This window comes from Paraburkholderia sp. MM5477-R1, from assembly GCF_050436385.1.
Taxonomy (GTDB): Bacteria; Pseudomonadota; Gammaproteobacteria; order Burkholderiales; family Burkholderiaceae; genus Paraburkholderia; species Paraburkholderia tuberum.
In genome coordinates, this window is record NZ_JBNDMC010000010.1 from 396,410 (window position 1) to 417,706 (window position 21,297).

The 21,297-nt window shown below is 63.9% G+C and carries 19 protein-coding genes; 7 read left to right on the top strand and 12 right to left on the bottom strand.

Annotated features, from left to right (window positions below):
• The first annotated feature begins 153 nt into the window (after window positions 1-153).
• On the top strand, window positions 154-1,557 hold the full coding sequence (locus OKW35_RS45645) for an L-lactate MFS transporter (RefSeq protein WP_187613591.1): 1,404 nt from the start codon (window positions 154-156) through the stop codon (window positions 1,555-1,557).
• A 10-nt stretch (window positions 1,558-1,567) separates the two neighbouring features.
• Window positions 1,568-1,696 (top strand): MFS transporter small subunit, encoded by a 129-nt coding sequence (locus OKW35_RS45650; RefSeq protein ID WP_090809263.1) that lies wholly within the window; start codon window positions 1,568-1,570, stop codon window positions 1,694-1,696.
• Between the two features lie 74 nt (window positions 1,697-1,770).
• Here OKW35_RS45650 and OKW35_RS45655 read toward each other — a convergent pair whose 3' ends face one another.
• The 3 genes from OKW35_RS45655 to OKW35_RS45665 all read right to left on the bottom strand — a co-directional run bounded on the left by OKW35_RS45655 (window position 1,771) and on the right by OKW35_RS45665 (window position 4,574).
• Complete coding sequence (locus OKW35_RS45655) at window positions 1,771-2,805, bottom strand: SGNH/GDSL hydrolase family protein (RefSeq protein ID WP_429493514.1); 1,035 nt, start codon at window positions 2,803-2,805, stop codon at window positions 1,771-1,773.
• 131 nt (window positions 2,806-2,936) lie between these two features.
• Window positions 2,937-3,362 (bottom strand): DUF3830 family protein, encoded by a 426-nt coding sequence (locus tag OKW35_RS45660; protein ID WP_018424716.1) that lies wholly within the window; start codon window positions 3,360-3,362, stop codon window positions 2,937-2,939.
• Between the two features lie 300 nt (window positions 3,363-3,662).
• Window positions 3,663-4,574, bottom strand: a complete 912-nt coding sequence (locus tag OKW35_RS45665; protein ID WP_184037292.1) for an AraC family transcriptional regulator — start codon at window positions 4,572-4,574, stop codon at window positions 3,663-3,665.
• A gap of 182 nt (window positions 4,575-4,756) precedes the next feature.
• Between OKW35_RS45665 and OKW35_RS45670 the strand changes: the two genes are divergently transcribed.
• Window positions 4,757-5,758, top strand: coding sequence for an autoinducer binding domain-containing protein (locus OKW35_RS45670; protein ID WP_429555501.1), 1,002 nt, complete (start codon window positions 4,757-4,759; stop codon window positions 5,756-5,758).
• 82 nt (window positions 5,759-5,840) lie between these two features.
• On the opposite strand, the gene OKW35_RS45675 is transcribed toward OKW35_RS45670, so the two are convergent.
• The 4 genes from OKW35_RS45675 to OKW35_RS45690 form a co-directional block, all read right to left on the bottom strand.
• A complete protein-coding gene (locus tag OKW35_RS45675) occupies window positions 5,841-6,602 on the bottom strand; it encodes an ABC transporter permease (RefSeq protein ID WP_184060479.1) in 762 nt (253 codons plus the stop codon).
• The gene (locus tag OKW35_RS45680) at window positions 6,599-7,525 is read right to left on the bottom strand and encodes an ABC transporter ATP-binding protein (protein ID WP_429555502.1); all 927 of its coding nucleotides are present in this window, start codon (window positions 7,523-7,525) and stop codon (window positions 6,599-6,601) included. Before OKW35_RS45680 ends, OKW35_RS45675 begins: the two co-directional genes overlap by 4 nt.
• A 256-nt stretch (window positions 7,526-7,781) precedes the next feature.
• Window positions 7,782-9,476, bottom strand: a complete 1,695-nt coding sequence (locus OKW35_RS45685; protein ID WP_429555503.1) for a tannase/feruloyl esterase family alpha/beta hydrolase — start codon at window positions 9,474-9,476, stop codon at window positions 7,782-7,784.
• Window positions 9,473-10,588, bottom strand: coding sequence for an OpgC domain-containing protein (locus OKW35_RS45690; protein WP_429555504.1), 1,116 nt, complete (start codon window positions 10,586-10,588; stop codon window positions 9,473-9,475). The genes OKW35_RS45685 and OKW35_RS45690 overlap by 4 nt, the downstream gene beginning before the upstream one ends.
• A gap of 385 nt (window positions 10,589-10,973) precedes the next feature.
• Here OKW35_RS45690 and OKW35_RS45695 point away from each other — a divergent pair, with 385 nt between their 5' ends.
• The gene (locus tag OKW35_RS45695; protein ID WP_429555505.1) at window positions 10,974-12,098 is read left to right on the top strand and encodes an acyltransferase family protein; all 1,125 of its coding nucleotides are present in this window, start codon (window positions 10,974-10,976) and stop codon (window positions 12,096-12,098) included.
• A 92-nt stretch (window positions 12,099-12,190) separates the two neighbouring features.
• Here OKW35_RS45695 and OKW35_RS45700 read toward each other — a convergent pair whose 3' ends face one another.
• Window positions 12,191-14,089, bottom strand: a complete 1,899-nt coding sequence (locus tag OKW35_RS45700) for an ATP-dependent metallopeptidase FtsH/Yme1/Tma family protein (protein ID WP_429555506.1) — start codon at window positions 14,087-14,089, stop codon at window positions 12,191-12,193.
• 605 nt (window positions 14,090-14,694) lie between these two features.
• Between OKW35_RS45700 and OKW35_RS45705 the strand changes: the two genes are divergently transcribed.
• Complete coding sequence (locus OKW35_RS45705) at window positions 14,695-15,543, top strand: shikimate dehydrogenase family protein (RefSeq protein WP_429403569.1); 849 nt, start codon at window positions 14,695-14,697, stop codon at window positions 15,541-15,543.
• Window positions 15,544-15,671: 128 nt separating this feature from the next.
• Entirely contained in the window at window positions 15,672-16,295 is a 624-nt protein-coding gene (locus OKW35_RS45710) for an ABC transporter ATP-binding protein (protein ID WP_184060463.1), read from the top strand.
• A 232-nt stretch (window positions 16,296-16,527) separates the two neighbouring features.
• On the opposite strand, the gene OKW35_RS45715 is transcribed toward OKW35_RS45710, so the two are convergent.
• Both OKW35_RS45715 and OKW35_RS45720 read right to left on the bottom strand, forming a co-directional pair.
• Window positions 16,528-17,535: a zinc-dependent alcohol dehydrogenase family protein gene (locus tag OKW35_RS45715; RefSeq protein WP_187614286.1), complete on the bottom strand. Its 1,008-nt coding sequence runs from the start codon at window positions 17,533-17,535 to the stop codon at window positions 16,528-16,530.
• Window positions 17,536-17,663: 128 nt separating this feature from the next.
• Entirely contained in the window at window positions 17,664-17,978 is a 315-nt protein-coding gene (locus OKW35_RS45720) for an antibiotic biosynthesis monooxygenase family protein (protein ID WP_184060459.1), read from the bottom strand.
• Between the two features lie 190 nt (window positions 17,979-18,168).
• Here OKW35_RS45720 and copM point away from each other — a divergent pair, with 190 nt between their 5' ends.
• Window positions 18,169-18,564, top strand: coding sequence for a CopM family metallochaperone (gene copM / locus OKW35_RS45725; RefSeq protein WP_429555507.1), 396 nt, complete (start codon window positions 18,169-18,171; stop codon window positions 18,562-18,564).
• Between the two features lie 13 nt (window positions 18,565-18,577).
• Here copM and OKW35_RS45730 read toward each other — a convergent pair whose 3' ends face one another.
• Window positions 18,578-19,819: an MFS transporter gene (locus OKW35_RS45730; RefSeq protein ID WP_429555508.1), complete on the bottom strand. Its 1,242-nt coding sequence runs from the start codon at window positions 19,817-19,819 to the stop codon at window positions 18,578-18,580.
• 218 nt (window positions 19,820-20,037) lie between these two features.
• The gene (gene prpF / locus OKW35_RS45735; RefSeq protein ID WP_429555509.1) at window positions 20,038-21,225 is read right to left on the bottom strand and encodes a 2-methylaconitate cis-trans isomerase PrpF; all 1,188 of its coding nucleotides are present in this window, start codon (window positions 21,223-21,225) and stop codon (window positions 20,038-20,040) included.
• Window positions 21,226-21,297 lie beyond the last annotated feature (72 nt).

A 21,297-nucleotide genomic window follows, 5' to 3' on the forward strand; every position in this document is an offset into this window, starting at 1 on the left:
GAGCCAGGCGCGATTTTGGGTACGTGGATCCAGGTCATATGAAATGAAAGTACATATAGCGATGACGCGACGGCGTGCGCAAGTTACACTCCGCCGCCTCAAGGTATATGCACGAAGCGCCGATAAACAGAACAACTGTAAGGAGACCCACTTATGAGTAGCATCAGCGAGCCGGGCGGCCAACGAGGCTCAGCCCCATTTTTTTCCAAACAGGCCACCGTCGCACAGCCCGGCTTTTCGCGCTGGATGGTGCCCCCGGCGGCGCTCGCCGTGCATCTGTGCATCGGTCAGGCCTATGCGTTCTCGGTATTCAACGGACCGCTGACCAAAGTGATCGGCATCACGCAGTCCGCGCCCGATGACTGGTCGCTGACCGCGCTCGGCTGGATCTTTTCGCTCGCGATCGTGTTCCTCGGTTTGTCGGCGGCATTCGCGGGCAAATGGCTCGAACACGTCGGTCCGCGCCGCACCATGTTCACGGCAGCATGCTGTTTCGGCGGCGGGTTCCTGGTGTCCGCGCTCGGCGTCTATCTGCATCAGATCGTGCTGCTATATCTCGGCTACGGCGTGATCGGCGGGATCGGGCTGGGGCTCGGTTATGTGTCGCCGGTGTCGACGCTGATCCGCTGGTTCCCGGACCGCCGCGGCATGGCGACCGGCATGGCGATCATGGGCTTCGGTGGCGGCGCGATGATCGCGGCGCCGTTGTCGGTCGCGCTGATGAACCACTTTCATAGCGCAACGAGCGTGGGCGTCGCTGAGACCTTCGTCGTGCTCGGCATCGTCTACTTCATCTCGATGACGGTCGGCGCGCTCGCGATCCGCGTGCCGCCCGCCGACTGGAAGCCGGCCGGCTGGACGCCGCCCGAAGTCACGCAGCACCGGCTGATCTCGCGCAACCACGTGCATATCGATCAGGCGTTGAAAACACCGCAGTTCTATCTGATCTGGTTCGTGCTGTTCCTGAACGTGACGGCCGGGATCGGCGTTCTCGGCCAGGCCTCGGTGATGATCCAGGAGAGCTTCAAGAACACCGTGACGGCGTCGGCTGCGGCCGGCTTCGTCGGATTGCTGTCGCTGTTCAACATGGGTGGACGTTTCGTGTGGTCGTCGGCATCGGACTGGATCGGTCGCAAGAACACCTACGCCATCTTCTTCGTGCTCGGCGCGGTGCTCTACTACTTCGTGCCCAGCTTTGCCGCGAACGGACAGATCGCGCTGTTCGTGCTGACGTACTGCATCATCCTGTCCATGTACGGCGGCGGCTTCGCGACGGTGCCGGCCTATCTCGCCGACATGTTCGGTACGGCGTTCGTCGGCGGCATTCATGGACGGCTCCTGACCGCGTGGGCGGCGGCGGGTGTAGCGGGTCCGGTGCTCGTCAATTACATCCGCGCATATGAAGTCGCGAACGGTGTCGCCAAAGCGGACGCGTACACGATGACCGTGCACATCATGGCCGTGCTGCTCGTGATCGGCTTTATCTGCAACCTGCTGGTCAAGCGTGTGGATGAGAAGCACCACATGACCGATGCACAAGTCGCCAAGGGCGCGTGAGGAGATCCGTATGTCGACCGTTCAAACCGTACATCCGACCAACAAGGTGATGCTCGCGGTGTTCTGGGTGTATGTGATGATTCCGCTTGCCTGGGGGGTGATCAATACGCTGACGCAGGCGATGAAGTTGTTCAAGTGATGACCTGATGGGGTGCGCACCTCGGCCTGGTTGAGGGGCGGGGTGCCGATAGCGCGCCCCGCCGTAGTCTCCCCTCACCGCCCCAACCCACTATGCGCGATCTGCTGCTCGACGAACTGCGCAAACAACGCATGCATATGCGTCGTCGGATGCAAATCATCGGCGAACATGTAAGTCTGATCCGCATTGGCGCTCACATAGGTCGCCGGCGAACATAGCAGCGCGGTGTCATCGGGCGTTTTCTTCGGATCGCAGGCCTGCCCCGTATTCGACACGGTAAAACCGTTCGCCTGAAAGCTTCCGATGACCTGATTCGTCCACGTGTACGAATCGACCTCGATCACCTTCGACTGCAGCCCATCGGTTTGCAACGCGGTGTTCAACGTAGCGTTGAAAAGCTGCGACAACTGCGTGAGGTTCGCGCCACCATCGGCCGAAGCGAGCCCCTTCGGCGACAGCCCGATATTCGGCAGATTGATCACCACCACATGCGCGCCGCCGTTCTGCACGATCTGCCCGACGAGCTGGGCGAGCGTCGTGGCCGCCGCCTGCACGATCGGCGCCGCGGCGGGCAGGTTGCCGGCGCGGAGCACATCGTTCGCGCCCACCCACACGAGCACGAGCTGATTGGCGTTGAAGCTGCCGTGAGCGCTCAGATAGCTCGACAGTTGCTGATTGACAGGCATTTCGACGTTGCCGATGACGTCGCTCAGATAGTCGTACTGGTTCGCCGGCGTCGCCACCGTCGAGCCCCCTTCCGCGTAACCGAGGCCGCTCTGCGCACTCAGCTTATGCGTGAAATCGATCGTGAACGCGGCGCTGAGCGTATCGCCGTAGTATTGCGCGACCTGCTGGGACCACACCTCGCCGGGGTTGGTCGTGAAACGCCCGCCTCCCACCGCGCTCGCGAGCGGCGCATAAGTCCCGACGTCCGACAGGCTGTCGCCGAACGACACGACCTGCAGCTTGACGCCGCCAGCCGGCTCGGCCGCCGTGCTGCCGCCGCTACTCGACCCGCCGCTGCCGTCACCGCCCCCGCCGCAAGCCGAAAGCACCACGATCGACATGGCAAAAACTACAGCGCGGACCTTGTCATTTATGCCTCGCATTTGCTCCTCCTCGCCGGGCGGGCCAGCGGTGTCGAGTGCCTCACGTGCGTGGTCGGTGCCGGATCGATACCTGACCGCACGCGGCTCTTCAAACAAGCATCGCGTATGCCCAGCAAGGAAATGCGGCTCGCTCAAAGCCTCTCGAACACCACCTCCTGCGCGCCTTCCCACAGCACCTTCGTGCCGAGCTCGCGCAGTTTTTCCTTGCCTTCGACGATCGTCAGAAAATGATTGCCCGCGAGTTGCCCCATCTTGCTCGCGAAGCAGCATGAGCCATATGCGAGGATGATCTCGGTCTCGCTATAGCCGCCCGGATAGAACAGGATGTCGCCGACCGATGGATGGCTCGTGTGATTCTCGAAGCCGACCGCGACGCCGTCGTTCTCGAGCTTGAATTCGCCGAGCGGCACCCAGCAGCCCTCACCGCTCCAGCGCACATGGATCAGCTTCTGCCGGTACGGCAGCAGCTTCAGGAAGGCGGCCACGGTCTGCGGCGCATCGGGATGGGTTTCGGCGATGAAGGCGTGGCCGCAGGCGGTCATCTTGAGTCGGGTCATGGCGCGTTATCCGGTATGTGGGGTTCAAAAGCGGTTCGATTCTGTCGTCCGATGCAAGGTTTCGACAGATACAGTTGTCGGCGCCGCGGTCAGTCCAGTTAGACCACGCCTGGTCGCGGGCGGCCGGCCGAACCGCGAAGCCTTGCTCCACGTGCCATGCCAGTTTGCACCGCGCGCCGCCACGAAAGTTCGTAGTTTGCAAGCCGCGCAATGCAAAGCACACTGCGCAAGTGCGTGATTCCGACTGTAGAAAGGCGAGCCGTTACGGCGTGCGCAGGCAAGCATCAGCCGGCGTGCATCTCAAGCGCGCAGCCGGTAGGCGAGCGGCGTCGCACCATAGCCACGCTTGAACTGCACGGAGAAATGACTGGCATTCTCGAAGCCAACTTCGAGCGCGATTTGCAGCACGGTTCGATCCGTGGCGCGCAGCAGCCTCGCCGCTTCCTCGAGCCGCAAGCGCGTCACGAACTGATGCGGCGTCTCCCCGGTCTCGCGGCGAAACACCCGGGCAAAATGAAAACTGCTTAGGCCGGCCTGCTCGGCCAGTTCGGCGATCGCCAGATCTTCGGCGAGATTGGTGCGGATGTACTCGGTCACTCGGCGAATCCGGCGCGGCACCAGCCGTTCGGGCCGCGTCGCGCCGCCGCGCCGCGCGTCGTTGCCGCTCGAATAGTGCTGCAACAGGTGCGCGGCGAGCGCGTGAGCCAGCGTATCGACATACAGACGCGAATCGGCCGGATCGCGGGCGGCGCGATGCAGCGCGGCAAGCATCGCGGCGATCAGCGGATCGTTGAAGCGCATCGCGTCGCCGAGCGACAGTTCACGCGACGCGTCGAGCCCCATCTGTTGCGCGACGCTGTCGATCAAATCGCGCTCGATGTGCACGTGCAACGTAGACAACGGCTCGTCGCTGATCGAATGCCAGCGCCACGAGATCGGCGTGGGCGGCACGAACCACAGGTCGTTCACGCGCATATCGGCGCTTTCCCAAGCTCCGCCGAGGTTGCGTTCGAGATGCTCGGCGCCGCTCGCGAGCGTCATCAGCGTGAAGTCGCGCAAACCGGGCGCTTCGAGCAGGTCTTGCCGCACCGGCTCGAGATACGAGCGCAGCACCAGATGCCGCCACTCGCGATCCACGCTCGACACGAGTCGCTGGCCGGCCATGTAGCGGTCGTAGGCGAGCGTCGTCGTGAGCTTGGGAATTCGTGCCATCACATCCCCTCGAAGGAGGTGCCGTATGGAAGGAGAAACGCCGCCGTACCCGTATTGCCGGTCCACTGTCAGCGCAAGATCACAAAAATGATAGCAAGGAACCGGCTACCGACATTTCACGAAATCGGTAATCATTGAGGTTGTCGTCTTTCACGCGTTTAGAACGCCGGAGCTACCGTTTCATGGAACATGAATGCGATACGCTGCCGCAATGGCTGACCGGCTCGCCGCAAGGCGAAGCCGGGCACGCGTCGGCAGCACACCCGAGAGCGGCATCCGCCCAACCGGCTTACCCGGCCGGCGCGCGGCACGCCGCGCAATCAGCCCACGCGGCTGAAGCAGTGAAGATGTCTCCCCGCGCCGCGAATGGTGCGGGTCGCAGTGGCTTTCTGACTCTGTTCACCGAGGAAGAAATCGGCACGCCGTCGCCCGCGGCGGGGCGGGCCGCGCCGCTGATCGGTCCGCTCGGACGGTTCGGCAGCGCGCAGGACCGCATGGAGTTCGTGCGTCGGCGCATCATGCAATTGGGCTTCGACTCGTTCAGCTATACCGCCACGCGCACGTCTTCGCATCACAAGACGATGTTCGTGTTGACGAGCTACGAGTCGCAGGCATGGCTCACGCGCTATTTCCGCGAGCGCTATTTCGAGCTCGATCCGCGCGTCGCGCTCGCGTCGCCGACCGGCATGCCGTTTCTGTGGAATACCGCCGACCTGCGCGCCGACCTGCCGCGCGCGCAGCTGCGCAGCGAGCGGCTCGGCGCGCTGATCGACATGCTGGAGGCGACCGGCCGCAAGAGCGGCATTCTCACGCAGATGCCGCTGCCGGAGCCGGAGCTGAGCGCGAGCCTGTGCTTCAATTCGGAGATCGGCAACCCGCGCTGGATGACCGAATCGATCGTCGCGGAAACGCTGATGTTCGCGCACTCGATTCATGAGTTCATCTGGATGCACGCGAAAAGCGTGATCGGCATCGCGCCCGCGCAGCAGCAGCGCGTCGCGCTGAGCACGCTGCAGCACGCGGTGCTGAAGGCGGTCGTGCAGGGGCAGCGCGACAAGGAAATCGCGTATTTCCTCGGGCTGTCGCCGCATAACGTCGACTATCATCTGCGGCGCTTGCGGCAGCTGTTCAACGTGCGCAACCGCGTGCAGTTGATCAATGTCGCGCAGGCGTATCTGTTGTAGTTGTAGTCGGCGTCTGCGCGTATCGATGAAGAGGGCGCGACGGCTTTTCGCTGTCGCGCCCTCTGCTAATCGCGCGGTCTTATCAGCTTTTCAAGCGATAGCCGGTCCTGAAGATCCAGCCGACGATCACGAGGAACACCGCGAGGAACAGCAGTGTCATGCCGAGACTCAGGCCGACGCCGACGTCGCCCAACTCGTAGAAGCTCCAGCGAAATCCGCTGACCAGATAAACGATCGGATTGAACAGCGTGACGGCGTGCCAGAACGGCGGCAGCATGTCCACCGAATAGAAGGCGCCGCCGAGAAACGTGAGCGGCGTGACGATCAGGAGCGGCACCAGTTGCAGCTTCTCGAAGCTGTCCGCCCAGATGCCGATGATGAAGCCGAGCAGACTGAACGTGACGGCCGTCAGCACGAGAAACAGCACCATCCATAATGGATGCATGATCTGCAACGGCACGAACAGCGCGGCGGTCGCGAGAATGATGAGCCCGAGCAGGATCGACTTGGTGGCCGCCGCGCCCACATAGCTGACGACGATCTCCAGATACGATACGGGCGCCGACAGCAGCTCGTAGATCGTGCCCGTGAAACGCGGGAAGTAAATCCCGAACGACGCGTTCGCGATGCTTTGCGACAGCAGCGACAACATGATCAGACCCGGCACGATGAACGCGCCGTAGCTGATGCCCTCCACTTCCTTGATACGCGAGCCGATCGCCGAGCCGAACACGACGAAGTACAGCGACGTGGAAATCACCGGCGCGATGATGCTTTGCATCAGCGTGCGCCACGTGCGCGCCATTTCGAACTTGTAGATCGCGCGCATTGCGTAGATGTTCATGGGTTCCCCCGCAGCAGACTGACGAAAATGTCTTCGAGCGAACTCTGCGTGGTGTGCAGGTCCTTGAAGCGGATACCGGCGTCGTCGAGCGATTTCAGCAGCGCGATGATGTCGGTGCGCCCGCCCTCGCCTTCATAGGTGTAGGTCAGTTCGTTGCCGCCGTTCGCGACCGCGAGCCCGTAGCCGGCGAGCGAAGCCGGCACCGTGTCGAGGGGGCTCTCCAGTTGCAGCGTCAACTGCTTCGTGCCGAGCTTGCGCATCAGCTCGGTCTTCTCTTCGACCAGCATGATTTCGCCCGCGTTGATCACGCCGATGCGGTCGGCCATCTCCTCGGCTTCGTCGATGTAATGCGTGGTCAGGATGATCGTCACGCCGCTCGCCGCGAGCGAGCGCACGAGCTTCCACATGTCGCGCCGCAGCTCGACGTCGACGCCGGCGGTCGGCTCGTCGAGAAACAGCACGCGCGGCTCGTGCGACAGCGCCTTCGCGATCAACACGCGCCGCTTCATGCCGCCCGACAGCGTGATGATCTTGTTGTCGCGCTTCTCCCAGAGCGACAGGTCGCGCAGCACTTTCTCGATGTAAGCGGGGTTCTTCGGCTTGCCGAACAGGCCGCGGCTGAACGACACGGTGGCCCAGACGGTTTCGAACGCGTCCGTGGTCAACTCCTGCGGCACGAGGCCGATCAGCGAGCGAGCCGCGCGATAGTTGGAGCCGATGTCATGGCCGTCCACCGTCACGCCGCCTTCGCTCGCGTTGACGATGCCGCAGACGATGCTGATCAGCGTGGTCTTGCCCGCGCCATTCGGCCCGAGCAGCGCGAAGATTTCTCCACGGTAGATCGCCAGATTGATGTTCTTCAGTGCCTGAAAACCGCTGGCATAGGTTTTCGACAGATTCTTGACCGAAACGATTGGCTGCATGGACTCGATGATGGCCGACACCGCTGTTGAATGACAGGAAACGGCGCGAAGGAACGCGCCGCATCCGCAATGTAATGGAAAGTGCGAAAGCGTGCAGCGCACGCGAGCGGACGAACAGATCGTGCGGTTGCGGCGCTACGTGCGCGAAAAGGCGGTGGCGCTCGGGCTGTCGGCTCGTCGGGCGTGGGCCCCGGCTCGGTCCGCACGCTTTGTTGCGCGGCTCGCCGGCCAAACAGGTGCTGCGACGACTCAGACCTCAGGGCTGCGCACAGACAAAACTACTCGCCAGATTTACATTGCCTCGGCCGAGATAGCGCGGAAACCCGGGATAGCGGCACAGCGGCCGCGAGCGTCCATTCGTCGCCGCAGCGAGATCTGTGGCCATCAGCGTTTCGGGCGCGACGCCGCGCGTGACCCACGCGTCGAGCGCGCCGAGCAGATCGACCGATGGAATGAACACGCCGTTGCCATGCTGAAACCCCGGCACCATGTACAGCCGCATGAAGCGATCGACCTCGTCCTTGCCGAAACGCGCGACTAGCGCGTCGTGATATGCGATCGTCTGGTTCGGGCTGATCACTTCGTCGGCGAGACCCTGCAGCGTGATCAGCTTGCCGCCATGCGCGATGTAACGCGACAGGTCGGGGTTCATCGCGCCGATCGTGCCCGACAGCGCGATCAGTTGCGCGCGATATTTGCCGGGGCGTTGCGGATCGAACGTCAACGAATCGAAGTCCGCATCGCGCGCGACGAAGTAGCGCAGATAGCCGTCGCCTTGCGCGAACAGATAACCGTTTGCATAGAACGTCGGTACCGGTTGACGCCGCGGCTGATGCGCGAGCCCGAGCGCGCCGGTCAGTTGCGTGCCCTGGAACACGTTGTAGCCGCGATAGCCGCTCACGTCCCACGCGAGCCGAAACGGCAGCGAAAGCCCGTCGCGCATCGCCAGCAAGGTGGCCAGTTGCGCGTCGGTCAGACACGCATCGTCAGATGAAAGGCGCAGCGCGCAACGCAGCGAATCGACAATTTGCGCTTCGTGCGCGCGACATGCTTCGACGTCGCTGACGATGCCGTCCGCCATGCCGTCGAGCCGGTCGCACACCTCGAGCGTGCGTTGATAGACGCGTTCGAGCAGCGCCGGCGGCACGAAGCCGCCCGGCGTACCGTACTCGGCCTGGCCGAGCTTCACGCCGATCAGCCGCACGCCGGAAAAATTCAGCGCGGGCGCATTGGCGATCACGCCGTCGTAGTCGTCGGGGAAGCGCTGCATCACCGTGTAGCCTTCGCGGCCCCCCGTCGAGCCGCCGGCAAAATACATGCGCTGCGGCGGCCTGCCGTACGCGCGCGCGATCAACGCGAGCGCGACGTCATGGGTTTTCTTCAGATGCGCGTAGCCGAAGTTCGTCACCGCTTCATCGACGAGACCAAACGCCGCGAGCGACGAATCGCCGACATGCCCCGAGTCGTCACCGAACGTCGCGTAGCCTTGCGCGAGCGGCGCGCGATCCGGCGAGAACGGCATCACGCCGGTGCCGCTGACAACCACGCCGTTGTACCCGCCGCCGCCGATCTGCAACGCACGGCCATTCCAGCGACTCGGCAGATTCAGATCGAAGCGGATGTCGGGCGTCGTCCGATGCAGCGCCTTGATGCGGCCCGTGATGCGGCAATACTCGCCGCCTTGCTGATTGCCCGGCGCGGTCGCGCCGATCATCGCCGCGCTTTCGATCAGCGCGCCGGCCGTCGGCATCTCGATCAATTCGGGCGACAGCACCGCGCCCGCGAACTCCGCGCAGTGCATCGCGAACGGTGTCTCTTTGGCCTGCGCGGCCGTGCGATGCATCGCGAGCCACGCGAGCACGACGACGCTCATCACGGTCGCGAGTCCAACGAGCTTGCGCGTCGTGCGCATCGTGGTCGTGATGCGCCCGCGGCGCTCGAGTGGTGTCATCCGCAACCCGCGCCATTCGCCTGTGCGCCCGACTGCTGCCCTTTCCAGCCGCTCCAGCCGCGCGCGATCATCAGCAGCGCGCCGATCGCCGCGAGGTCGCCGCCGAGCCCGACCAGCACCGCGCGAAAACCGTGAAACGTGTGCGGTGTCGCCGTGTCGATGATCAACGACACCAGCGTGCCGGTCACGAAGCACACGAGTCCGGTGCGCCCCACCGTCACGACGACGGGCAGCCGCCTCGCTAGCCACGCGATACTGCCCATCCGCACGAACTGGGCGGCGAGCCACGCGATGACGATGAAATTGATCACACGTTCCACTGAAAGATTCTGCTTGTGCGTGCCGGACAAAGGCTGCGTCAGCACGAAAAGTTTGACCATCGCGAAGCCAAGCACCGCGACCACCGCGACGCGCGTGAGCCACTGCGCGGCATAGCTCGCATGAAAACGTTCGCTGATCGGCTGCACGCGGCACAGCATACCGAGCATGAACATCAGTTGCCACGCAAACGGATTAAAAGCCCAGTCGGCGACAGCGTCAATGCTGAATAACGCGGCGAGCGGCCGCGCGACGGCCCACACCGCGACGCTCACCGCGAGCGCGAGCGATGCAGAGCGGCGCGCGAGCGGCACCATCACGGGCACGCATAGCGCGAACAGCACGTACATCGGCAGCACGCTGGACAGATACGGTTGCCGGCGCAACAGCGCGATATCGAATGCTTGACGCCATGGCTGCAACGCGAACGGCGGCCAGCCGGTCATTTCTACCATCGGCCGATTCAGATCGAGCAGCGCGAGAATCGCGCCGGACACGAGCGTCAGCACCGCCGTCAACAGATACGCGCGATAGATCTCCCCGCAGCGTTTGAGGAAGCGCAGCTGCGCCGCGTGTTCGCCGCGATGCGCAAGCACCGCCGTATACGCCGCCGCCGATGCATAGCCGCCGAGAAACACGAACACCTCGGCCGAATCGCACAACGCGTACGCGTGCAGCATCAGATGCGATAGCGTGCTGCCGGGAATGTGATCGAGCACGATGACGATCAGCACGATACCGCGAAAAAAATCGACTTCGACCGATCGTCCACGGCCACGGCCTGGGGTTTCCATTCGTCTTCTCGAAGAATGCGCGCTGGCGGCACGCAAGAACGTGAATGGCCACGCATCAGCGTGCCAACCTGTGCGAACGACAAAAGACTCGATCGTTCAATGCATCACCTATGACGCAGGCGAAGGCACTGACGATTCGCCTCTAATGTTCGCTTTCACAACGGCTTTCTGAAATGGAGTCGTTGGCGACTGGTAATACTCGGCGCGTCTTTAGCGAACACGCGGAAAGTTTTGCGGCTTTTCATGCACGAAACAGGGACACCCGTCTTCATGGACGGAACGCGAGCCTCGAAAATAAATCATCGAACGCGCGTTGCGATTTTTTTCGCATTTTTTCCCCGTACGATGTTTTCGTGCTTTTCCGCCGCTTTGCGAATAGAGGTTTATGAAAAACAGAATTGCCGGATTCGATGGATTGCGCGCTATCGCTGTGCTGATGGTGTTTCTGCAGCATCGACTCTTCGGCGACATCGGCGAAATCGGGCATCTCGGCGTGTGGATCTTCTTTGCGCTGAGCGGCTTTCTGATCATCGGCATCCTGTCGTCGCGGCGCGCGCGCATCGAAGAGGGCGACAGCTGTTTCCGCACCGAACTCGGGCACTTTCTGTTTCGTCGCACGGTGCGCATCTTTCCGATCTATTACCTGATGCTCGTCGTGATGTGCGTGCTGATGGCATTCGGCCTCGCGAATCCGGAACTGGCGAGCGGCATGCCGTTTCACTTCGCGTATCTGTCCAACTTCTGGATCGGCTCGGTGCTGCGTTACTGGCCGGGCCGCTATTCGCACTTGTGGAGCCTCGCGATCGAGGAGCAGTTCTATCTCGTCGTTGCGCCGTTTTTGCTGCTGCTCGCGACGCGCCGACATCGAGCGGCATGTTGGGCGATCGTGGCGCTAGGCCTTGCCGCGCTGTTCGTGATGCGCGCCGCGCATTGGGATGAGATCACGATCTATACGCACCCGTTGAGCAATGTCTGGTTGCTCGCGTTAGGCGGCATCGGTGGTCTGGTGATCGAGGACGATCGCGGCCGCGTGCGTGCCTGGCTCGGTCATGGCCTGACACTGTTCGCGCTGAGTCTGGTCGTGATCGGCTTATGCGCAGCCGAGCCGAGGTGGAACATGCTCGACGATCCCTTACTGTTTACCGCGATCAGCGCAACGTACGGGATCGGTATCGCGGCGCTGGTGGCTTCGATCGCGTGTTGCCGCAATGCTGCCGTGATGGGTCTGCTACAGACGCGTTGGCTCGCCGGTCTTGGGCGTATCAGTTACGGCTTCTATCTGTATCACAACCTGATCCCCGATCTGACGCGTAACCGTCACGCCGAGGCGTTGTTTGGTGGCACCGTGCCGATGTGGGCACATATGCTTGGCATCGTCGCGTCGTTTGCGATTTCGCTTGGCATTGCGGTGCTGTCGTGGCGGTTGATCGAGGCGCCGATTTTGCGAGTGAAGACGCGCGGCGAATCGGTATTGAAAGCGGCGGAGAACGTCGCTTCCGACGTAGCCTGAAAGATCGAACCAGGTCGATGCGCGCGGCGCTATCCCGCAATGCCGACCGACCCGGGATCGTCGGACTTCGCGTAGCGCATCATCAGCGCCCGTCAAGCCGCCGCAGGCTCGTGCACGATCTTCAGCGTGCTCTTGTGCTCGGCGATGAGCCGATAAACGGTGTCCCCGGGTACGGTCTCGTGCTCGAGCAACTGGTCCGAAATGGCGCGCAGTACCGGCTCGTACGCGTGCAGTAGCCCGTAGCAAAGTTCGTTGAGCTCCTTGAGCAGCACGTTCGCATGCTCGATTGCGCTCTTCATTTGCAGGCCCGCATACTGCGACGGCAGCGCCGCGAGACTGAACAGATCGCCGTCGCTGTTGAAGCCGAACTTCGACACCATGTCGAGGCTGATACGCGAGGCCTCCTGCAAGTCCGACGCGGCGCCGCTCGATGCTTCGGAGAACATCAGAATCTCCGCGTTGCGTCCGCCGAGCAGCACCTGGATCTCGTTGCGGATTTCCGTTTCGCGATACAGGTGCTTGTCCTGCGCCTTCGTGATCAGCGCGACGCCAAGCGCGCCGCCACGCGGCAGAATCGTCACTTCCTCGAGCACGCCGGTGCCGAGCAGCGCGGCGACCAGACCGTGACCCGCCTCATGCACCGCGATGCGCCTGCGCTCGTCCTCGGTGAGCGCGCGCTCGGCGCCGCTCACGTCGCCGATGCGCGCGATCTTGATCGCTTCCATGAAGTGCTTCGCGGCGATTTCGTTATCGCCCGCCTTGCGCGCGATCAGCCCCGCCTGATTCACGACCATCGCGACGGTGGCCGGCGACAGTCCAGTCGTCAAACGCGCGAGCTGGTCGTAGTCGATATCCGCCGCTTTCGACTTCAGCCGCTGCGCGTAGAAACGGAAAATCTTGGCGCGGTCTTCGCGATCCGGCAGACGCACCTGCACCGTGCGATCGAAACGGCCGGGACGGCGCAATGCTTCGTCGAGATTGTCGGGATGGTTGGTCGCGGCCACGACGATCACGCCCTCGTTCGACTCGAAGCCGTCCATCTCCGCGAGCAGCTGGTTGATGATCCGGTTGCTTTCGGCTTCGACCGGACCACCGCCGGTGTCGGTTCGTTTCGCGAGACCGTCCGCTTCGTCGATGAAGATGACCGTCGGCGCATTCTTGCGCGCGAGTTCGAACAGGTGCCGCACCTTCTGGATACCGACACCGTAGTACTTCGCGCTGAAATAGCTGCCCGTGATCGAAATGAAGTTCGCGCCGCATTCGCCGGCCAGCGCCTGAGCGAGCCGCGTCTTGCCGACGCCGGGCGCGCCCACCATCAGGATGCCGCACGGCGCGCGCACGCCCAGCGACGAGAACTGCTTCGGATCGGACAGGTAACCGCGAATGTCGGCGAGCGCGGCCTTCGCTTCGTTCGCGCCGATCACGTCGTCGAAACGCAGCGTCGGTGTTTCGCTGAGCAGCTTCGCGCCGCCCTTCATCTCGCGTCGCATGAACCACGCCATGCCGCCGATCAGCACGAGCGGCAGCAGCACGCTCAGCGCGTCGCGGAACTGGTCGAACAGCTGGGTCCAGCGTGCGCCGTCGCTGTGGATGTCGACGTCGGGCAGCCACACGAGCTGATACGCGGCGGCGTCGGAGCGCTCGCCCAGCAGCAGCGCGTGCGAGAAGGTTGCGTTGTGATCGGTGACGAAGTACTTCGAGCCGTCACGCAGCGACACCAGAATCGCGTTGGGACTCACGCCGATCGCCGCGACGTTGGTGTCGTGAATGTCGCGCAGCATCGTCGACGCATCCTTCTCCGCATGCGTCCACGCGGATGCATCGTGACGCATCTGGCTCGCAATGCCGCTCAGCGCCGGCGCCTGCGGCTCGGCGCGATGCTGGATATACCAGACGCCCCAACCGACCAACACCGCGATCAGCACCGCCACAGCCGCGACCGCAATTTTGCGTGCGCGCTTTTTCCCAAGCGAATTATTTCCCGGCTTCATGAGTCATTTCCAAAATGCGGACTTGAACAAGCCCTTACTTAATCAAGCTTTCTGTCAAACTTACCTGTCGAAATCGGAAGGCGGAGTCTGCGGAAAATCGGCTGGGGGCGAAGCGCCACACGGCGAGGCTCAAAGGACAATTCAGAAGGACGACAATCGGTGCGTCCCGGTGAGCCGCGTTAGCCGAAGGTAGTATGCCGGCGGTACGCGTCTGTCAAAGCCGCGGAAAAGGCCTATTTGTACCATCTATCCGGCCATCGACACGCCGGAAGGGGACGCGGCAAGCGCGCGTAGGGCGTCGCCGCCTTGGCTCCGCGCACAGTTTATCAGCGTAAAAAGCAGCGCGTGTTTTTAATGTCTATATCTAACCGCACCCCAATTAAAATCAGTCACAATTACTGACAAAGCGTAATTCGACGGACCTAAATGATCTGAAAATAGGCCACGATTAAGTCAGGATTTTGGAATCAGCTGGGCAGGATGAGCGACGGCTCTCTACGGACCCGTTCGCGTCATCGACACTTTCTCTCAGGTTCTGCTTTTTGGGCGCCGGCGCCGAGCGGCGTCGACGGTTCTTTCCTATGCTGCACTCAGGAGATTCGATCATGCAGCGGGCTGAAACCCCTTCGTTCGCGGCGTCGCTCGACGCGGGTCTGAGCGGCGCGACGCGCGTGTATTTCATCGTCGGCGATCCGATTGCGCAGGTGCGCTCGCCGTCCGGCGTGACCGCCGCGTTGCGTTCGGCCGGCCGCGATGCGCTGGTGGTGCCCGCGCACGTCGCGCCAGCCGATCTGCCGGCTTTTTTCGCGGGCATCGCGCCGATGCGCAACGTCGACGGCGTGATCATCACGGTGCCGCACAAATTCACCGCGGCGAGCTATTGCGCGACGCTCGCCGAAGAAGCCGCGTTCCTTGGCGCGGTCAACACGCTGCGCCGCAACGCCGATGGCGGCTGGCATGGCGGTATGTTCGACGGCACCGGCTTCGTTGCGGCGCTCGTCGCGGCGGGCTGCGAACTACAGGGCAAGCGCGCGCTGCTGGTCGGCGCGGGCGGCGCGGGCTCGGCGATCGGCCATGCGCTGATTCAGCGCGGCGTCGGCTCGCTCGACGTGCGCGACAACGACGTCGAACGCACCGGCTCGCTGACCGCACGGCTCAATGCGCTCGGCCGAGGCACGGCGCGCGGTGCGGCGGCCGACCTCGACCCGAGTCCGTATGACGTGGTCGTCAACGCGTCGCCGCTCGGCATGCGCGCGGGCGATTCGTTGCCGATCGACGTCGCGCGCTTGCCGGCCACGACTTTTGTCGGCGATGTCGTGACGAAACCGCCACTTACGCCGCTGATCGAAGCGGCACGCGCGCGCGGTTGCCCGACCGTGACGGGCACGCAGATGTTCGAACGCGTGTGTGATCGGATGGTGGAGTTCTTTCTGGACACGCCGACGTCTACGTAACGGCGCGAAGGAACCAGGCGCGCGCTGCTACACTGGCGCGAAATTGCCGTGGCGCAGGTCCCGCACGGCATGCACGAGGCGTGGCGCAATCCTGCGCCGCGTTCACATCGCCCTCTGCGCGCCAACCCATGCTTCGATTCGACAACCTCAGCAAGCGCTATAGCGACCGCGTCCTGTTCGAAGGACTGCACTTCGACGCGACGTCCGGCTGCGTCGCGTTGAACGATGAATCCGGCAGCGGCAAATCGACGTTGCTCGCCATCCTCGCCGGCGCGCTCGAACCCGACACCGGCGACGTATGGCTCGGCGGTCATTCGCTGCGCGCCGCGCCGCATGCCGCGCAAGCGCTGCTCACGTATGTGCCGGAAGACAGCATGAGCTGGCCCGATCAGACCGGCCGCGATTATCTGCGGCAGGTTGCGGCGGCGCGGCACACCGCTCTGACCGACGACGTGCTCGCGCTCGCCGAACGCTTCGGCCTCGCGCCGCATCTGGACAAACGTTTCGAGCAGATGTCGTATGGCAGCCGCAAAAAGGTGTTTCTGACGGCGGCCGCGCTCGGCGAAACCCGCGTGCTGATCGCCGACGAACCGGCCGGCGGACTCGACGCGTCAGCGCGCGCGGTGCTCGCCGAGCTGTTCAGAACGCTCGGCACGACGCGCACTCTGTTTTTCACGAGTTACGACGAAGGGTTCACGCAGGCCTGCGAGGCGACGGGTGTCTGTTTCGCGGACCTCGCGAGGGGCATTTGAGCTAGGGCCTGTTCACGCTAATAACGGGCTTGCGCTGGCCGCCAGAAGGGCCGAGCGCAAGGATTGCGACGCAACGAATACTCGACGTATTCGCAAGGAGCATGACGCGGCGATCGGCCCTTCTGGCGGCCAGCCCCTTGAAGGTTTTTTTAAAACAGGGGAACCCGTTATTAGCGTGAACAGGCCCTAGCGATCCCGCGGGTCATGCGGGCCGGGCGCGAGCGTTGAATCCTCAGATCGCCACACAAATCTTGCCGAAGTGCGCACCCGATGCCTCGTGCCGGAACGCGTCGGCGAGCTTGTCCAGCGCGAACGTGCTGTCGATCACCGGCTTGATGCCCGTGGTCTCCAGCGCGCGCACCATGTCGATCTGATCCTGCCGGCTGCCGACGATCAGCCCTTGCAGACGCTGTTGCCGCGCCATCAGATGCGCGGTCGGCACCGGACCCGCGCGGCCGGTCAGCACGCCGATCAGCGCGATGTGCCCGCCGATGCGGCATGCGGTGATCGACTGCGGCAGCGTGCCGGGACCACCCACTTCGATCACGTGATCGACGCCGCGCCCGTTGGTGATGTGACGCACTTCTTTGCCCCATTCGGGATTGTCGCGATAGTTGATCGTATGGTCGGCACCCAGTTCGCGCAGCTTCGCGAGCTTCGCATTCGACGACGACGTCGCAATCACCGATGCCCCCATCGCCCTCGCCATCTGCAAGCCGAAGATCGACACGCCGCCGGTGCCGAGCACGAGCACGCTGCTGCCTGCCTTCAACTGACCATCGACGACCAGCGCGCGCCACGCGGTCAGCCCCGCCGTGGTCAGCGTCGCCGCTTCGGCGTGGCTGTAGCCGGCCGGCGCGCGCGTGAAGTAGTGGCTCGGCAGCACGACGACTTCGCGCGCGTAGCCGTCGACGCCGTCGCCGGGGGTGGTCGCAAAATCGCCGATCGCGGGCGAACCGTTTTCCCAGTGTGGGAAGAAGCAGGACACGACGTGATCGCCGGCCTTGAATTCGCGCACGCCTGCGCCGACCGCTTCGACGACGCCCGCGCCATCGGCCATCGGGATGCGGCCCGCTTCGGCCGGCAGATTGCCGCTGACGACGCCGTAGTCGTGGTAGTTCAACGAACTAGCGCGAATGCGCACGCGAATCTGCCCGGCCTCGGGCTGACCGGGATCGGCGAGATCGACGACTTGCAGGCTATCGACTGTGGCGGGAGAACCGATTCTGACGGCTTTCATGTTTTCGATCCTTGGTGAGTGGTGCGCTGCCGTGAGCAGCTCGATGTCCACGCGCGATGCGCGTCGGATGTGCATGCGCCATGCCCGCGCGAATGCGAACCGGCATGCAGGCGCCGCGCGAGACCGCGTTATTTGACGGTCTGGATGACTTCGAAGCCTTCGAATTCCGGGTGGCCGAGATACAGCACGCGGCTTTCGTTACCGGCACTGCGATGCGCGGCACGAAACGCGTCGGACTTCGTCCATGTTTCGAACGATGCATGGTCGCGCCAGATCGTATGGCTCGAATAGAGGACGTGATCGTCCTTGCGCGGTCCCTTCAGCAAATGAAATTCCACAAAGCCCGGCACCTCTTTCAGATGGGTGTCGCGCGTGGTCCACAGATGTTCGAAGGCGTCCTCGGAGCCGGGCGCCACTTTGAAGCGGTTCATCGCGATGTACATGCTGTCAGCCTCGTTGAGTGAGTGATGCTGCCAATGATGCTGGCTTGGTCATCCAGTCGCGTTTCATTATAGGCGTGCGTTGCTTTGCCTCCGCTTGACCTTACCACGGCAGGAAGCTCCACGATGTCCGACGTGACCGTTAGAATCGCGCGGATCACGTCGCCACACTCTTCAACAACGGAAAACCAATATGAAAAACCTTCGCGCGTTGCGCGCTCTCTGTGTGTTCGGCGGTTTGGCATTCGCGGCGGCGGCTCTGCCCGCTCACGCGCAACATCAGGGCATGCCCGGCATGGACATGCCGGATTCTGCGCATACCCACGCGAGCGCATCGACGCAAGCCTTCAAGGCCGCCGACGAGCGCATGATGCATGAGATGAGCGCCCCCGAATACACCGGCGACGCCGACCGGGATTTCGTCGCGCACATGATCCCGCATCACCAGGGCGCGATCGGGATGGCGCAGGCGGAGTTGAAATACGGCAAGGACCCGGAGATCAAGCGGCTCGCGCGCAACATCATCAAGGCGCAGCATGACGAGATCGCGTTCATGCAGCGCTGGCAGGAAAAGCACGGCGGCAAGTAACGCAGCGCGAGCATCACCAGCGTGGCTGCTTGCGCAACAGCGGCGTCATCGCGATCAGACCGATGATCGGCCCAGGCAGCAGCAGCCATGCGACGCGCACGTCGAGCGCGTGAAATACGCTGGTCGACCACAGGATCGAGCAGGCGGACAGGAAAAAGCCGAAGCTGTTCTGCAGCGTCAGCGCGCCGCCGATCTTGTCGGCGGGACAGGCCTTCACGGACAGCGCCGAAAACTGCGGCGAATCGGCGATCACGCTGATGCCCCACACGAGTAGTAACCCGAGCTGCGCGGCGGTGCCGAGCCCCGTGGTCAGCGGATAAATCGCGCACAGCGTGCCCGAGATCGTCAGCGCGAGAGCGGCGGTGCGCGCGCTGCCGACCACCTGGCTGAGTCTGCCGCCGAACAGGCAGCCGAGCGCACCGATCGCGATGATCAGGAACGACCACAACGCGACGGTGCCCGGCGTCGCCGGCGCGCCGCTCGCGAACGCGCGCTGCACGAGCAGCGGCGTCAGCGTCCAGAACGCGTACAACTCCCACATGTGACCGAAATAGCCGAGCGCGGCCGAGCGAAACTCGCTGATGCGCACGACCTGCCCGACGCCCGCCGACAAACCAAAGCGTCGGCTGCCCGAGCGCCGCGCGTGCGGCCCTTCGCCGAGCACGAACACCAGCAGCGCGCCGATCACCGCGAGTCCTGACGAAGTGAGCACCACGGTTTGCCACGGCACGCTCGACAGCAATGCACGAATCGCATGCACCGACGCCGTGCCGAGCGTCAGCATCGCAACGAGCAACGCGAGCGTCTGCGCGGCGCGGCGCGGGTCCCACGTAACGAGCAGCTTCATGCCGAGCGGATAGATGCCAGCAAGCGCGACGCCCACGCCGAAGCGAAACACGAGCGCCGACGCGAGCCCGCTGCTGCACAGCGCGAACAGCGCATTCAAGGTCGCGCCGAGCACGCCGCAGACGGCGAACACCTTGCTCGCCGACACGCGATCGGCGAGTCCGGTGGTCGCCGACAGCAAGGTCCCGACGATAAAGCCAGCCTGCACCGCATTCGTCAGCCAGCCGATACCGGACGCGCTCAGATGCCAGGCGATCTGCAGATCGCGCATCGCGCCGTTCGCGCTGAACCACAACGACGTACCGAGCAATTGCGCAATCGCGATCACGAGCACCGCGCGTCTCGCGCGCGCGATGTCGTGCGCCGCGTCGCCGGACTTCGTTGCGTCGGCGTCCAGCCTGTTCTGCATCGTGGCTCCTCTGCGTCGGGACTGAGTCGGCCGCTGGGGAGTGGTTATGGGAGCGCGGCCGAAGCAGCCATTGTAGACGACGCGAAGGTTTGCATCGGCCGCGTTGCGCAATGCGTCCGGTTCGACCGCGAGCACCGTATGCCCCCATCGCCGCGAGCGCGGCGGCCTGCTCTACGTAGCCTTCCGTGCCGCTGACGTTGGCCGACATCGGCGCCGTCTCAGCCCTGCTGCGGCACCCTGACCCACCCCTCCATCAACACGCGCGCGCTGCGGCTCATGATCGCCTTCGTGACGACCCACTCGCCGTCCTGCAGACTCGCCTGCGCGCCGACGCGCAACGTGCCCGACGGATGCCCGAAGCGCACCGACTCACGCTCGCCGCCGCCCGCCGCCTGATTGACGAGCGTGCCCGCGATCGCCGCCGCGGTGCCGATCGCGACCGCCGCCGTGCCCATCATCGCGTGATGCAGCTTGCCCATCGACATCGCGCGCACCAACAGGTCGACGTCGCCCGCGCGCACCGGCTTGCCGCTCGACGCCACGTAATCGACCGGCTTCGCGACGAATGCGACCTTCGGCGTGTGCTGCCGCGTCGCGATCTCGTCGAGATGCTTGATGAGCCCCATGCGCAGCGCGCCATGCGCGCGGATCGTCTCGAACATCGCGAGCGCCTTCGCGTCGCTGTTGATCGCGTCCTGCAACTCGGTGCCCTTGTAGCCGATCGCCTCGGCGTCGACGAAGATCGTCGGGATGCCCGCGTTGATCATCGTCGCCTTCAACGTGCCGACGCCCGGCACTTCCAGGTCGTCGACGAGGTTGCCGGTCGGGAACATCGCGCCGCCCGCGCCTTCTTCGTCGGCGGCCGGGTCCATGAATTCGAGCGGCACTTCGGCGGCCGGAAAGGTCACGCCGTCGAGCTCGAAGTCGCCGGTTTCCTGCACCGCGCCATCGCTCATCGGCACGTGCGCGATGATCGTCTTGCCGATATTGGCCTGCCAGATGCGTACGATCGCGACGCCGTCACCCGGCACGCGGCTCGCCTCGACGAGGCCCGCGCTGATCGCGAACGGTCCCACCGCGGCCGACAGGTTGCCGCAATTGCCGCTCCAGTCGACGAACGCCTTGTCGATCGACACCTGCCCGAACAGATAGTCGACGTCGTGACCGGGCCGGCTGCTGCGCGAAATGATCACGGTCTTGCTGGTGCTCGACGTCGCGCCGCCCATGCCGTCGATCTGCTTGCTGTACGGATCGGGACTGCCGATCACGCGCATCAGCAGCGCGTCGCGCGCGGCGCCCGGTCGCTGCGCGGCCTCGGGCAGATCCTGCAGACGGAAAAACACGCCCTTGCTGGTGCCGCCGCGCATATAGGTGGCCGGAATCTTGATCTGGGGAAGGTGGGCCATGAAGGTGTCCTGAGGTGACATGTTCTTTGATGAAGGGCGATGCGGCTCGTCAAGCCGCATCGCCCTGGTCTG

Bases quoted from the DNA above. Each gene is read 5' to 3' on its own strand.
- OKW35_RS45645 (WP_187613591.1), top strand. From the start codon at position 154: ATGAGTAGCATCAGCGAGCCGGGCGGCCAACGAGGCTCAGCCCCATTT.
- OKW35_RS45650 (WP_090809263.1), top strand. From the start codon at position 1,568: ATGTCGACCGTTCAAACCGTACATCCGACCAACAAGGTGATGCTCGCG.
- OKW35_RS45655 (WP_429493514.1), bottom strand. From the start codon at position 2,805: ATGCGAGGCATAAATGACAAGGTCCGCGCTGTAGTTTTTGCCATGTCG.
- OKW35_RS45660 (WP_018424716.1), bottom strand. From the start codon at position 3,362: ATGACCCGACTCAAGATGACCGCCTGCGGCCACGCCTTCATCGCCGAA.
- OKW35_RS45665 (WP_184037292.1), bottom strand. From the start codon at position 4,574: ATGGCACGAATTCCCAAGCTCACGACGACGCTCGCCTACGACCGCTAC.
- OKW35_RS45670 (WP_429555501.1), top strand. From the start codon at position 4,757: ATGGAACATGAATGCGATACGCTGCCGCAATGGCTGACCGGCTCGCCG.
- OKW35_RS45675 (WP_184060479.1), bottom strand. From the start codon at position 6,602: ATGAACATCTACGCAATGCGCGCGATCTACAAGTTCGAAATGGCGCGC.
- OKW35_RS45680 (WP_429555502.1), bottom strand. From the start codon at position 7,525: ATGCAGCCAATCGTTTCGGTCAAGAATCTGTCGAAAACCTATGCCAGC.
- OKW35_RS45685 (WP_429555503.1), bottom strand. From the start codon at position 9,476: ATGACACCACTCGAGCGCCGCGGGCGCATCACGACCACGATGCGCACG.
- OKW35_RS45690 (WP_429555504.1), bottom strand. From the start codon at position 10,588: ATGGAAACCCCAGGCCGTGGCCGTGGACGATCGGTCGAAGTCGATTTT.
- OKW35_RS45695 (WP_429555505.1), top strand. From the start codon at position 10,974: ATGAAAAACAGAATTGCCGGATTCGATGGATTGCGCGCTATCGCTGTG.
- OKW35_RS45700 (WP_429555506.1), bottom strand. From the start codon at position 14,089: ATGAAGCCGGGAAATAATTCGCTTGGGAAAAAGCGCGCACGCAAAATT.
- OKW35_RS45705 (WP_429403569.1), top strand. From the start codon at position 14,695: ATGCAGCGGGCTGAAACCCCTTCGTTCGCGGCGTCGCTCGACGCGGGT.
- OKW35_RS45710 (WP_184060463.1), top strand. From the start codon at position 15,672: ATGCTTCGATTCGACAACCTCAGCAAGCGCTATAGCGACCGCGTCCTG.
- OKW35_RS45715 (WP_187614286.1), bottom strand. From the start codon at position 17,535: ATGAAAGCCGTCAGAATCGGTTCTCCCGCCACAGTCGATAGCCTGCAA.
- OKW35_RS45720 (WP_184060459.1), bottom strand. From the start codon at position 17,978: ATGTACATCGCGATGAACCGCTTCAAAGTGGCGCCCGGCTCCGAGGAC.
- copM (WP_429555507.1), top strand. From the start codon at position 18,169: ATGAAAAACCTTCGCGCGTTGCGCGCTCTCTGTGTGTTCGGCGGTTTG.
- OKW35_RS45730 (WP_429555508.1), bottom strand. From the start codon at position 19,819: ATGCAGAACAGGCTGGACGCCGACGCAACGAAGTCCGGCGACGCGGCG.
- prpF (WP_429555509.1), bottom strand. From the start codon at position 21,225: ATGGCCCACCTTCCCCAGATCAAGATTCCGGCCACCTATATGCGCGGC.